The organism is Streptomyces sp. V3I8, assembly GCF_030817535.1.
Taxonomy (GTDB): Bacteria; Actinomycetota; Actinomycetes; order Streptomycetales; family Streptomycetaceae; genus Streptomyces.
The window spans coordinates 7,807,419-7,819,386 of the sequence record NZ_JAUSZL010000002.1; the positions used below are offsets into that span (position 1 = coordinate 7,807,419).

Genomic DNA, 11,968 nt, shown 5'->3' on the forward strand with positions numbered 1-11,968 from the left:
CGTCCCTCCGTACGGTGCGACGGCGCCGGGCCGTCCGTCCGATGTGACCGGAGCCGGGCGTCCGCGCGGCATGACCGTCTGGAGTGACCTCGATGCCGCCCCCTAGCGGACAGCCCGGCGCCGGCTTCGAGCCGGTCCCGGGAGGAGCGTCCGACGGGCCGTCCGCGCCCTCGGCCGGGACGGTCGCGGCCGGCGAACCGGAGTTTCCGGTGCCGCCCGCGGACATCGTCGCGGCGGCCCGTACCGCGCCCGACCACTGGCTGTCGGTGACCGACCGGCACTGGCTGGGCGAGAGCGACGACGAACCCGCGCCCCCGTGGGCCGTACTCGGCCGCTGGCGTTCCGACTCCCGCGGCAGGATCGTCACGTGGGAGCCCAACCCGGACTACCGGCCCTCGCCCGCCGCACGGGGCTGGGCGCCGCCGGTGAGCGACGCCGACGCCGCCGTCCAGCTGGCCGCCACCGGGTACGGTCCGCAGGCGGACGTCGCCGAGGCGCTCGCCGAGGCCGCGGCGGTGGCCGTCTGCGTGACCGAGGACGGGGAACCGGCGTGGACGCGCGTCCCCGGCGGGACCCACGCGGTGCCGGTCTTCCCCGAGTCGCCGCGGGCGCCTGCGGACCGGCTGCCCGCGCATGTGATGATGACGCTCCCCGAGCTCCTCGGCCGGCTGCCGCCCGGACGGGACGTGATGTTCCTCAGCCCGTCCGCCCCCGCGGCCCTGCTCGTCCGTGCGGACGAGCTCCGGGCACGGTGGGAGGAGACGACGGGCGGACCGGCACCGGGCGCCCCCGCCCGGACGGCCGGGAGCCCGACCACCGAACCAGGCACCCCCAGTGAACGAGGACACGATGAGTGAGTCCGGCGTCGAGACCCCGACCTCCCCTCTGGACCCCCCGCCCCCGGAGGAGTTCGTCCAGGCCGCCAGACTGGCACCCGACCACTGGCTCTACCTGACCGATCCCGCCTGGCAGGGGGAGGGGGCGCCGCCGGACTGGGCCGTGGTCGGCCAGTGGCGCTCCGACTCCGACGGCGAGATCGTCGAGTGGGAGGACAACGAGGAGTACCGGCCGTCGCCCGAGGCGATGGGATGGCCCGAGCCCGCCGACGACGTGGACCGGGCCATCCAGCTCGCCACCACCGGATACGGTCCGGCCGAGGACGTCACCGCCGCGCTGGCCGGGGCCGAGGTCGCGGTGCTGGTCACGGCGGACGGCACGCCGGTGAGCGCGTCGGCGCCGGACGGCACGGCGGTGGTCCCGGTCTACACCTCCCCGCGCTACCTCCAGAGCGCGGGGCAGCTCGGGTTCGAGCGGTTGCCGGTCGTGGATCTGCTGGCCCGGATCCCGCCGGGCCACAGTCTGTCCCTCAACAGTTCGGCCCCGGTCAGCATGGTGCTGACCACGGACGGTCTCGCGCAGACGCTGGCGGACGCGGCTTCCGGACAGCGGGACGCGGCGCCGGACGACTCGCCGGAGCCCGGCGCTTCGTGAGCCCGGCACCACGTCCGTAGGCCGGGCGGGCGGGCTCAGATCAGGCCCGCCCGTATCGCGTACGAGACCGCGTGGGCCCGGTTGCGGGTCCGGGTGCGCTTCATCGCGCCGTACAGGATGTATCTGACCGTGCGTGCGGAGTAGGACAGCTCCGTGGCGATCTCGTCCACCTGCTTCCCCTCCGCGATCAGGCGCAGCACGTCCACCTCGCGGGGGTCGAGCTCGGGTGCGGTCCGGGGCCGGGCGGCCACCGCGCGCACCGAGCGGGCGAAGAGGTCCGGGCTGCAGAAGTCCCAGCGGACGACGGCGCGTACGCCCCGTCTTCGCGCGGCGGCCGTGTCGGCCCGCCACTGCCGGCCCACCACCACGAGGAAACGGGCCCCGGGCTCGTCGCACAGACGGGGGAGCAGGTCCAGGGCCGAGGCGTCCGCCGCGTCCAGGGCGACCACGATCACGTCGGCCTCCCGGATCCTCTCCCGCGGCAGTTCGTCGAGGCGCGGGTCCAGCGCGACGAAGTTGGCCAGTCCGGCGCGCACGAGGGGGGAGGGCGCGTGGATGACCACGCGTACGGTCCCGTCGAGTACCTGCTGCGGCATGTGCCCTCCCAACTCCCGACCGCGTGCCCACGAGGAGTGCCGTCGCCCATGCGGAATGTGGGCGTCCATGAGGAATGTGGCCGTCCGTGTGATTCAGGCTGATCGTGCCATCCGCGAGGACCGGAACATCCGTGCCAGGGGCCGGACGTCCCACAAGCGAGGGAAACCTGGCGCGAGTTGCCGGCCCGCTCGCGCACGCCCGCTGCCTGCGGGTTCGCTGCCCGCCCCGTCGGCACGGCTCCGCACACGTCCGGGGAGCGACGCGTCAGAGAACACGCTGTACGGATCGGCAAGGTTCGCGGTGATCGCTTCACCGGAGGCGCGGGCCGGACGACGATGGCCCGGAAGCGCGTTCCGACCTGCTCCGGAAGCCGGAGTGGGTGTCGGGCCGAACCGCTGGTGGGCCGTCCCGGCGGGTGGCCGCGCGATGCCCCGGACCCGGTCGGTACCGCAGGAGCGGAGCGCGTGCGCCCGGTCCGCGTGGACTTCACCGGTGGTCCGGCACGGCCGGGGATCAGCGCGGACCGGTCCTCGGGACGCCGTTCGGCCCGTGGCCCTTCCCGCCACCTTCTAGCAACAAAGGTAGTCGCATGATCACGTTCCTCGTCCTGTTCGTGGTGCCGGGCCTGGCGCTGCTGGGCGCCGCCGTCGCACTCACCCGGCGCAGGCGCGGCCCCTCCGCCGGACCGGCGGCCCGCACCGCCGGACCGGGCGCCGGCCGGAAGGCGCTGGAGACGGTCGCCCTGGGGCTGCAGGCCGTGGCCGAGGGACGCGCGCGCGGCGGGCGCCCGCTGCCCGGCGTGCACACCGTCGTGCACTCGGGGCGGCGGCTGACGCTGCAGCTCGCGCAGGCCGACACGGCGGCGCCCGCGCCCTGGACGTCGGACGTCTCCGGGAAGGAATGGCTGCTCGACCCGGCGGACCTGCCCCGTACCGGCACCGTGGGCGACGGGCCCGCGCACCCGTACTCGCTGGTGGTCACCCTCGGTCTGCACCGGGGCGACCGCGTGCTGGTGGACCTCGCGGAGCTCCCGGGGACGATCGCCCTGACGGGCGACGACATGGAGGTGCTGCGTCTGGCGCAGGCCCTCATCAGCGAGATCGTCTCGGGACCGGTCGGGCAGCTGGCGACGGTCGTGCTGGTGGGTTCGGCGACCACCCCCTCGGTCACCGAGGGGGTGGTCGCGCGGTCGGTCCGCCTGCACACCGCGGCCGGCCGCAAGGAGGCGCTGGCCTATGAAGGGCGCAAGCCGTCCGCGACAGTGGCGTCGGCGTCGGCGTCGGCGTCTGCGTCCGCGTCCGCGTCCGCCCTTCCGGTCTCCCGGCGGAACAAGGACAGGGACGGCAGGGACAGGGACAGGGACGTGGCCGCCGCCGGAACGTACGCCCGCCGGCTGTTCGTGGTCACCGCCGCCCAGTTCCGCGACGAGAGATGGGCGGACGCCCCGCTGCGCGCGACCGACGCGCTCCTGGTCCTCGGCTACATCACCGACGCGGTCTGGCACCTCGGGGTGAACGCCGACGGCTCCCTGGACACCGGGCGGCTCGGCGTACCCGTCGACACGCACATCGCCCGCTTCGCCGGCCCCACCGACCTCTGACCCACCGACCTCTGACCCACCGACCTCTGACCCACCGTCTCCGGACTGCCGCTCCGGCCGGCGGCGGCGCGGGCGCGCCCCGTCACCGGCCGGCGGACGGCCCTCGGTCCGGGGCGGTGTACGCCCCTACGCCGCTGCCGGCCACCCCGGCCGGCACCAGGCCGCGGTCGGCGAGGCTCCCGTCCAGCCAGGCCGCGGCCAGCTCCGCCCGCGAGCGGCATCCGACGCGCTGGAACAGCCGCGTCAGCCGCCGCTCCACCGTCTTCTCGCTCGACGCCAGCCGCGCCGCGATCTGCCGGTTGGTCGCCCCGTCGCTGACCATCACGGTGAGCCTGACGTCCTCCTCGCTCAACCGGTCCCCGGCCGGGCGCGGTCTCGGCAGGACGAGGCTGCGCCGCCGCGCCATGTGCCCGAGGGTCGTCCGGGTGGCGCGCCCGATGCCCAGCTCCTGCGCGATGCGGGAGGCCTCCGCCAGGTGCCGGTCCCCGTCCTCGCCGATCTCCACCAGGCCCAGGCGGCAGAGCAGGCTCATGTACACGTCGCCCCGCTCCCGTACCGACCCGAGGACGGCCAGCGCGTCGTCCGCGTCACCGTGCACCTGGGCCCGGCCGAAGAGCACCGCCTCGCGCGTCATGGGGGAGTCCACCTCCGCGTGCAGGGCCTCCAGTTCGTCCAGCGCCTCCCGCATGAGCCGGGGCATGCCCTCCAGCAGGGCGTAGGTCAGACACCGCAGCAGTATCCGCTCCACGCCCGCGAGCAGACCGCTCCCGCGCGCCCGCCGTACGTCCTCCCGCGCGCCCTCCAGGGCCTCCGCGCGCCGGCCCGACCAGTACCGCCGGCTCAGTCTCGCCCAGGCGACCAGCGGGTGGGGTCACGGTGTCCGGGACCAGGTCCAGCCATGCCCGGGCGTGGCCCAGTTCCCCGCGTGCGCAGTGGATCTCGGCGGCCAGCGCGCGGGCGGCCTGTGCCGGGCCCGCCTCCGTGCCCCGGGTACGGCTGCGCGCCTCGATCCGGCGGGCGCACGCCAGGGCCCGGTCCCAGTCGCCCGTCAGGTAGGAGCCCACCATGGCGTGGTACCGCGCGGCGGTGCTGTCACCCGCCCCCGCGTAGCGGTCGCCGAGCACGGCGGCGAGGGCGTCGGCCAGGTCGGCGTGCGCGGCCGCGTTCCGCAGCCGGTCCAGGGTCCGCGCGCCGTACGCGTCGGGCGGCAGGGCGCCCAGCGCGTCCAGCAGGCCGGCACGGCCGCCCGCGGCGGCCGCCGCCAGCCGCAGCTCGGCGGGCGAGGGCAGCGCCCCGGATCCGCCGGGCCGGCCGGGAACCGGGGCAGGACGGGCCCCGTCCCCCGGACGGGACGCCACCCCGCCGATCCCGTACGCGGCGCCCAGGTCCGTGAACCCGGCCGCGCCGGGCAGGTGCTCCAGCACCCGCGGGCCCCGGACACCGCGGGCGGAGCCGTACGGCAGCCGGTGCTCGTGCCGCGCCGCGTACGGCAGCCGGTGCTCGTGCAGCGCCGCCGACGCCCACACCGCGGTGACGTACGCCGACCGGTCCCGGTCCTCCCCGGCGGGTCCGGCGTCCAGGCAGGCGAGCAGCGGTTCGCCCAGGGCCAGCGCGCCGGGGTGGTCGCCGTGCCGCAGGCTCAGCTCCGCGGATTCGCGCAGCACGTGCGGCGTCCTCGGGTCGTGCGGGGACAGGCGCCGCAGTGCCGAGGCGTAGGCGCGGACCGAGCGCGGCCAGTCGGACCTGGCGTCCGTACGGGCCGCCGCGAGCAGGACGTCCACCGCGAGCGTGTCGTCCAGCAGGGACCCGGCCGCCGTCACGTGCTCCGCCAGGCGGGGGTGGCCGCCCCCGGCCGTCCGCGCACCGATCCGGTCGCTCAACGACCGGGTGATGAGGGCGTGCAGCGACGACACGTCATGGTGGGTGGGCAGCGCGCGCAGGGCCGCCGCGAGCGCCGGGACGGCGAACGAGGCCCGGCCGTCGCCGTCCACGGTCAGGATGCCGTCCCCGACCAGCGGGGTCACGGCCCGGTCGACGAGACCGGCCCGCCGGGGGCCTCCCGGCTTCAGCCGGTGCAGGTCGTCGAGCCGTATCTCGGCGTGCTCGAGGGTGCGGGCCACCGCGGCGGCCGCCGCCAGGGCGGCCCCGTCCGGGGGATGGCCCGGCCAGCACAGCCGTCCCAGCCGGGCCACGTCCGTGGTGAGCCGCAGCGCCTTCTCCGGCCCGGTCAGGCACACCTGGCCGCCGAGTTCGAGGAGGTCGCCGTGCTCCTCCATGGAGTCGAGCACCGACAGGACGGCCTCGGGGACGCCCGCCATCGGGCCCAGCGCGCGCAGCACCGCCGTCACCAGCGCGGGCTCGACCGGTCGGCCGAGCCGCCGTACGACCAGGGCCTCGACGTCGGCGGGACGCAGCGGTGCCAGCGTGAGCAACCGGTCGGCGGCCGCCGTCAGTTGTGAGGAGGCGCCGGCTGCCGGGCGTACCGGCCGGCCGGCCATCACCACCGGTACGCCGGCCGGGCGGAAGACGCGCAGCAGCAGGCCGAGCGCGGCTGCCGTGGGCGCCGGCAGCCGCTCGACGTCGTCGACCACCAGGGCGAAGGGGGTGTCACGGGCCGCGTCCCCGAGCGCCTCGCCCAGGGCGGACAGCAGCGACAACTCGCCGTACGAGCCGTACGAGCCGTACGAGCCGTTCGGTTGCCGCGGGGTGCGGCGGACGGCGCCGGCGCGGGCCGTGCCCCGGCGGCCGTGGACCTGCCCGAGCGCGCTGTGCACACCCTCGGCCAGGACGGCCGCACCCGGCGTGCCCCCACCGTCGTGGCAGCGCAGCCGCAGGACCCTGGCGCCCTCTTCGGCCACCGCTCGCCGGGCCTGCTCCAGCAGCGCGGTCTTGCCCGTCCCGGCCGCGCCGACCACCAGCAGGGTACGGGCCGGGGCGCCGGTGGACCGCAGCGTCCGGGCCACCTCCCGGAGTTCGCTGTCCCTGCCTGTGACAGGTCCGCCGTCACGCACGCCCGCTCCTCCTGATCACGTACCCCGCCGGTGAACGGCCGCCCGGAGCACGGGCGTTCGCGGCGCGCCGCATCCGGGGTCCGCCGCCCGGCGGAGCCGGCCACGAGGGAACGGTCACCGGCCGTCGACCATAATGACTGCCGCCGGCCGAAGGCCCGGACACGGGGTCGGCCGGTGACCGTTCCCGGCACGCGGTTCGTCGCCGCCCGCCCGGCGCACGGAGTCGAAGAGAGCACGGTGGACCATGACCGCCCCGTCCGAAACCCCCTGGCTGCTCCACGGGGGTACGGCCGTGAGCCCGGACCGCGCCGCCGGCGTCCAGCTGGTCGGCCGTGAGCGGGAGTCGGACGAGGCGCACGGCCGCCTGAACGATCCGGACGGGCCGCGGCTGGTGCTCGTACGCGGTGAACGGGGGGCGGGACGCACCGCGTTCGTGCACGCGGCCGGCGAACGGCTGCGGGCCCGGGGGACAGCCGTGCTCACCCTGGACTGCGTGCCGGGCGACGGCACACGGCCGCTGCTGCTCGCGCTGCGGCTGGTCATGGCACTGGCGGAGCACCGGCCCGCCACGGAGCACCCGCGACGGGCCGGGTCGGCGGCCACCGAGGCGCTGCGGGCCGCCGAGCAGTGCGACGGACCGGCGATGGCGGGACTGCTGCGCGCCGCCCTGGCACGAGCCGGGGCGGCGGCGCCCGTCGTCGTGGTGGTGGACGACCTCCAGCATGCCGACGCCGGTTCGCTCGCCGTGCTGCGGGAGACCGACTTCGCACGGGTGCCGCCCGGTGTGCGGCTGCTGGCCACGGCGGTGGGACGCGGCGGCCCGGACACGCCGGGCGCCCACACGATCGTCCTGCCCGCCCTCGGGCCGGACGGGACCACCGCCGTGGTGGCCCGGCGGCTGCGCGCGACGCCGGACACGGGTCTGGCCCGGCGCGTGCGGGAGCTGACCCTCGGGATCCCGGGAGCGGTGGACGCGCTGCTCATCGGATGGACGCGCGAGGGGGCGGTCAGGGTGGCCGACGGCCACGCCTTCGTCGGCGTGCGGACGCCGGCGCCGGTACTGCCGGACGACGACCGGTTCGTGACGGCGCTGGAGGCGCTGGGCGAGCCGTGCCGCGCGGTGGCCGGGGCGCTGAGCATCCTGTGGCCGCTCGGCGGACGGGCCGCGCGACTGATCGCGACCGCGACCGGGCTGTCCGCCGATGCCGTCGGCGACGCGCTCCGCGCCCTGACGGACGCGCGGCTCGTCGAGGAACTGCCCGGACCCGACACCCCCGCGGCGCACGGCTCACGAGCCCCCCGGGAGGCGGGCGGACAAGGCTGGCGCATCCGTCCGCCCCTGCTGGCGCACGCCGTGCGGGAGCGGCTCGGGCCGCTGGAACGCGGGCGGCTGTCCGCCACCGCGGCGCAGGCCCTGTGGGCGGCCCGGGACGCGGCGGGCGGCACGTACGGGCAGAGACCGCCGGTGGTGGACCTGCTCGACGGGGCGGACGCGGTGGCTTATCTGGCGGACCGGGTCGCGGAGGCCGGTTCCCTGGTCGACCCCGGCCGCGCGGTCGCCGAGCTGACGGCCGCGGCACGGCGGCTGCACCCGGACTCCGAGGGCAGGGGGGTGCTCCGGTGGTGCCGGGCGGTCTGCCACCTCGTCGAGCGGCCCGCCGACCGTGTCGCGGCCCTGCGCCGGTACGCCAAGGCCGCCTACAACGCGGGGGACCACCGGACCGCACGGACCATCGCGGAGTCGATCCTGCGCGACCTGGCGGACGTCCTGGACCCGTCGGCGCTGCAGGACACCGCCGTGCTCTTCACCGCGGCGACGGCCGACGACCTGGTGCCGCAACAGGCGACGTCCGCCCCGTCGCGACGCCCGGCAGACTCCCCCGGCCTCCGGCCGGGGGGACCCCCACTCGCGGCACCGGCCGAAAGCCCAGGTGCGTCCGGTACGAGGGCTTCCGGCCGGCACCCCGGGAGCACGCACCGGACGCCGCTCCTCGACGGGCGGACGTCGCCCGCCGCGGCACCGGACCGGCGGGCGCTGTCCCGGCTGACCACGCGGCAGTGGTGGGACGAGCTGCGGCTGCCCGCCCTGGTCACGGTGACCGGCCGGGCGCTGGCCCTGGGCCGCCTGGAGAGGTGGCACGAGATGCTGGACCTGCTGGCACGGACCGAGCCGGTGTGGAGCGCCGGCGCCCGCACCCGGGCGAAGCCCGCCTACTTCCGGGCCGTCGCGGAACTGGCGCTGGGCCGGCCGGAGCGGTTCCGGGCCTCGCTCGCCCTCCCGGAGGCGCCGTACCTCGACGCCGGTCATGTCCACGCACTGACGACCACCATGTTCGACGAGCTGCTCAGCGGCCGGGACCTGCGCGCGGCGGAGGCCCTGCTGGCCGAGCGGGGCCTGACCCCCGAAGTGCTCGCCCCGCACAGCCTGTTCCTCTGGCACCACCTGCGGGGCAGCTGGGACGAGGCACTGGAGCCGGCCCGCTGGATGCTGGCGAACAACCGGACCGGCACGCCCGCGGCGGACAGCCACCTCGTTCCCGCGCGGACCGCGGCCGTCCTCCTGGCCCGGGGCCGCACCACGAGCGCCCGCCGCCTCCTGGACAGCGCGCGGGGCCGTCCCGGGGGCCCGCTGGAGTACTCGCTGGACGCCGTCGAGTCCGACGTGCTGCGGGCCCTCGGCGATCCGGCGGGCGCCGTCAGGACGCTGCGCCGCGGCCTGGACGCGGCCGACGCCCAGGGGCAGGTCGCCGGCACCGACGAACTGTGGGCCTCGCTGGCCGAGGTGCACGCGCAGGAAGGGCGCCCCGGCGAGGCGGTGGCCTGTCTGGAGCGCCTGGAACGGATCGCCGGCCGCTCGGGCAGCGGCAGGACCCGGCTGACGTATCTGCTGGCGTCGGCCCGGGTCCTGCGCCAGGACGACCCCGGCACCGCGCGCGGGAACCTGCGGGAGGCGGTGGAGCTGGCCCGCTCGCGCCGCCAGCCGTTCGAGACGGCGGTGACGCTCGCCGCCGCCGGTGCGGGCACGGGTCCGCCCGAACTGCTGCACGAGGCGTACGAGCTGTTCGGGACGACCGGCGCCGCTCTGTCCCGCTTCCGCACCCGGGCCGCGATGCGGGAGGCCGGCCTCACGGTCCCGGGGCGCAGGCAGGCCACCGTCGAGAACGAGCGCCTGCTCGCGACGCTGGTCGCCGAGGGGCTCACCAACCGCCGGACGGCCGCGGTGCTCCGGCTCAGCGAGGACGCGGTCGCCAACCGCCTCACCCGGCTGTTCACCCGCACCGGGCTGCGGTCCCGCACCGAGGTCGTCACGGCCGTGCTCACCGACTACCACGCGGCCGGCCTCTGACGTCGACCGGTCCGGCTTCTGACGTCGACCGGTCCGGCCTCTGATGCGACCGGTCCGGCCTCTTGTGCGACCGGGTTAGCCTTCCGTGTGACCGGTTACCCCGTACCCGCCCGGACCGCGCGATGAGCGCCGCCGGTTCCTTCCCGCTCGGCGCGGCGACCACGCTCGCCGAACTCACCCGGGACCCCCACGCGCGGCTGGCGCTGCTCCGCGAGCGCGAGCCCGTGTCCTGGCTGCCCGAGCTGGACGGCTGGCTGGTGACCCGCCGCGACCTCGCGCTGAGCGTGATGCGGGACGACGCGACCTTCACGGTCGACGACCCCCGTTTCTCCACCGCGCAGGTCGTCGGCCCGAGCATGCTGTCCCTGGACGGCGCACCGCACGCCCGCCACCGTGAACCCTTCACCGCCCCCTTCCGGCCCCGGGCCGTGCGCGAGGGCTTCGCCTCCTTCATCGAGAAGGAGACCGTGCGGCTCGTCACCGACCTGGCACCCGCCGGCACCGCCGACCTGCGGCGCGCCTTCGCCGGCCCGCTCGCGGTCGCCGTCGTGACCGAGGCGCTCGGCCTGGTCGGCACGAGCACGGCCACCGTGCTCTCCTGGTACGACTCCATCGTGGCGTCGGTCTCGGACATCACCGCCGGACACGCGGCGGGGCCCGCCGGGACCGCCGCGTACGCACAGCTGCGGGCGGCGGTGGAGGCCACCGTCGCCGACCGGGACGCGTCCTCGCTCCTCGTCTCCGCCGCCGGGCGGCTGACCGTGCCCGAGGTGGCGTCCAACGCCGCGGTCCTGATGTTCGGCGGCATCGAGACCACCGAAGGCATGATCACCAATGCGCTGCTGCACCTGCTGCGGAACCCGGGCCAGCTCGCCCTCGTCCGGGCCGATCCCGAGCTGCTGGACGGCGCGGTCGAGGAGTCGCTGCGCCTCGAACCCGGCGCGGCGGTCGTGGACCGCTACGCCACCCGGGACACCGTCCTCGGCCCGGCCCCGATCCGCCGGGGCGACCTGGTCACCGTCTCCCTGACCGGGGCCAACCGCGACCCGGCCGTCTTCCCGGACCCCGACCGGTTCGACGTCCGCCGCGGGAACGCGCGTCTGCAGCTGGCGTTCGCGCACGGCCCGCACTACTGCCTCGCCGCGCACCTCGCCCGGCTGGAGGCCCGTATCGCCCTGCGGCACCTGCTCGAACGCCTCCCCGCCCTGCGCCTCGACCCGGCCCGTCCCGCCGCCCCGCACGGCCTGGTGTTCCGCAAGCCCCCGGCCCTGCACGTCCGGTGGGACCGCTCCGGACACTGACCGGCGCTCCCGCGGGCACCGGGGCCCGCGGCCCTCACCGGCCGGGAGCCCCCGCGCGCAGGCCGTCCATGACGAGATCCAGGAGCCGGTCGGCGCGCGCCTGCCAGTCCCCGCGGGGATCGAGCTGCCAGAGGCCGGCGATGGCGAGGACGAAGTCGTCGCCGGTCACCCCCGGCCGGATGGTGCCCGCCTCCTCGTTGGCGTGGAGCAGGAGTTCCGCCGCGGACGTCACCGGGGTGTGCCCCGGCCTGGCCGGGCCGCCCGGAGCGCTGGTGGCCTGCCGGATCGCGTCCGCCAGACCGGCCTTGGTCATGGCGAACCGGGCGAGGTGGTCCATCCACGCGCGCAGGGCCCGGTCGGGCTCGTGGGCGCGGAGCAGCTCGGTCGCGGCGTCGGCGACCTGCTGCATCTCATGGCGGTAGATCTCGAGGACGAGCGCCTCGCGGTTGGGGAAGTTGCGGTAGAAAGTGCCCTGCCCGACGCCCGCCTTCTTGGCGATCACGCTGAGCGGTGCGTCCGCGCAGTGGGTCAGTTCGACCAGGGCCACCTCCAGGATGCGCTCGCGATTGCGCTGTGCGTCGGAGCGCAGCGGTACGTCCTTCTTCTGCTGCACTCGTCCTCC

Annotated in this window: 9 protein-coding genes; 5 read left to right on the forward strand and 4 right to left on the reverse strand. The window is 76.6% G+C overall.

Features of this window, described 5'->3' with window-relative positions:
• Nucleotides 1–92 precede the first annotated feature (92 nt).
• Nucleotides 93–857, forward strand: a complete 765-nt coding sequence (locus QFZ75_RS34480; RefSeq protein ID WP_307543248.1) for a type VII secretion system-associated protein — start codon at nucleotides 93–95, stop codon at nucleotides 855–857.
• Nucleotides 850–1,491: a type VII secretion system-associated protein gene (locus QFZ75_RS34485; protein WP_307543250.1), complete on the forward strand. Its 642-nt coding sequence runs from the start codon at nucleotides 850–852 to the stop codon at nucleotides 1,489–1,491. The genes QFZ75_RS34480 and QFZ75_RS34485 overlap by 8 nt, the downstream gene beginning before the upstream one ends.
• A gap of 35 nt (nucleotides 1,492–1,526) precedes the next feature.
• Here QFZ75_RS34485 and QFZ75_RS34490 read toward each other — a convergent pair whose 3' ends face one another.
• Nucleotides 1,527–2,087, reverse strand: coding sequence for a helix-turn-helix transcriptional regulator (locus tag QFZ75_RS34490; RefSeq protein WP_307543251.1), 561 nt, complete (start codon nucleotides 2,085–2,087; stop codon nucleotides 1,527–1,529).
• A gap of 590 nt (nucleotides 2,088–2,677) precedes the next feature.
• On the opposite strand from QFZ75_RS34490, the gene QFZ75_RS34495 reads away from it, so the two are divergent.
• On the forward strand, nucleotides 2,678–3,688 hold the full coding sequence (locus tag QFZ75_RS34495; protein WP_307543253.1) for a hypothetical protein: 1,011 nt from the start codon (nucleotides 2,678–2,680) through the stop codon (nucleotides 3,686–3,688).
• 82 nt (nucleotides 3,689–3,770) lie between these two features.
• Here the strand turns inward: QFZ75_RS34495 and QFZ75_RS34500 are convergent, their stop codons facing one another.
• Together QFZ75_RS34500 and QFZ75_RS34505 are read right to left on the reverse strand one after the other, a co-directional pair.
• The gene (locus tag QFZ75_RS34500) at nucleotides 3,771–4,322 is read right to left on the reverse strand and encodes a helix-turn-helix transcriptional regulator (protein ID WP_307543255.1); all 552 of its coding nucleotides are present in this window, start codon (nucleotides 4,320–4,322) and stop codon (nucleotides 3,771–3,773) included.
• Nucleotides 4,276–6,699 (reverse strand): ATP-binding protein, encoded by a 2,424-nt coding sequence (locus QFZ75_RS34505; RefSeq protein ID WP_307543257.1) that lies wholly within the window; start codon nucleotides 6,697–6,699, stop codon nucleotides 4,276–4,278. Before QFZ75_RS34505 ends, QFZ75_RS34500 begins: the two co-directional genes overlap by 47 nt.
• 244 nt (nucleotides 6,700–6,943) lie before the next feature.
• On the opposite strand from QFZ75_RS34505, the gene QFZ75_RS34510 reads away from it, so the two are divergent.
• The gene (locus QFZ75_RS34510) at nucleotides 6,944–10,045 is read left to right on the forward strand and encodes an AAA family ATPase (protein WP_307543259.1); all 3,102 of its coding nucleotides are present in this window, start codon (nucleotides 6,944–6,946) and stop codon (nucleotides 10,043–10,045) included.
• A 122-nt stretch (nucleotides 10,046–10,167) separates the two neighbouring features.
• Complete coding sequence (locus tag QFZ75_RS34515; protein WP_307543260.1) at nucleotides 10,168–11,346, forward strand: cytochrome P450; 1,179 nt, start codon at nucleotides 10,168–10,170, stop codon at nucleotides 11,344–11,346.
• Between the two features lie 34 nt (nucleotides 11,347–11,380).
• On the opposite strand, the gene QFZ75_RS34520 is transcribed toward QFZ75_RS34515, so the two are convergent.
• Nucleotides 11,381–11,959, reverse strand: coding sequence for a TetR/AcrR family transcriptional regulator (locus tag QFZ75_RS34520; RefSeq protein ID WP_307543262.1), 579 nt, complete (start codon nucleotides 11,957–11,959; stop codon nucleotides 11,381–11,383).
• Between the last annotated feature and the right edge of the window lie 9 nt (nucleotides 11,960–11,968).

Bases quoted from the DNA above. Each gene is read 5' to 3' on its own strand.
- QFZ75_RS34485 (WP_307543250.1), top strand. From the start codon at position 850: ATGAGTGAGTCCGGCGTCGAGACCCCGACCTCCCCTCTGGACCCCCCG.
- QFZ75_RS34510 (WP_307543259.1), top strand. From the start codon at position 6,944: ATGACCGCCCCGTCCGAAACCCCCTGGCTGCTCCACGGGGGTACGGCC.
- QFZ75_RS34515 (WP_307543260.1), top strand. From the start codon at position 10,168: ATGAGCGCCGCCGGTTCCTTCCCGCTCGGCGCGGCGACCACGCTCGCC.
- QFZ75_RS34495 (WP_307543253.1), top strand. From the start codon at position 2,678: ATGATCACGTTCCTCGTCCTGTTCGTGGTGCCGGGCCTGGCGCTGCTG.
- QFZ75_RS34490 (WP_307543251.1), bottom strand. From the start codon at position 2,087: ATGCCGCAGCAGGTACTCGACGGGACCGTACGCGTGGTCATCCACGCG.
- QFZ75_RS34480 (WP_307543248.1), top strand. From the start codon at position 93: ATGCCGCCCCCTAGCGGACAGCCCGGCGCCGGCTTCGAGCCGGTCCCG.
- QFZ75_RS34500 (WP_307543255.1), bottom strand. From the start codon at position 4,322: ATGACGCGCGAGGCGGTGCTCTTCGGCCGGGCCCAGGTGCACGGTGAC.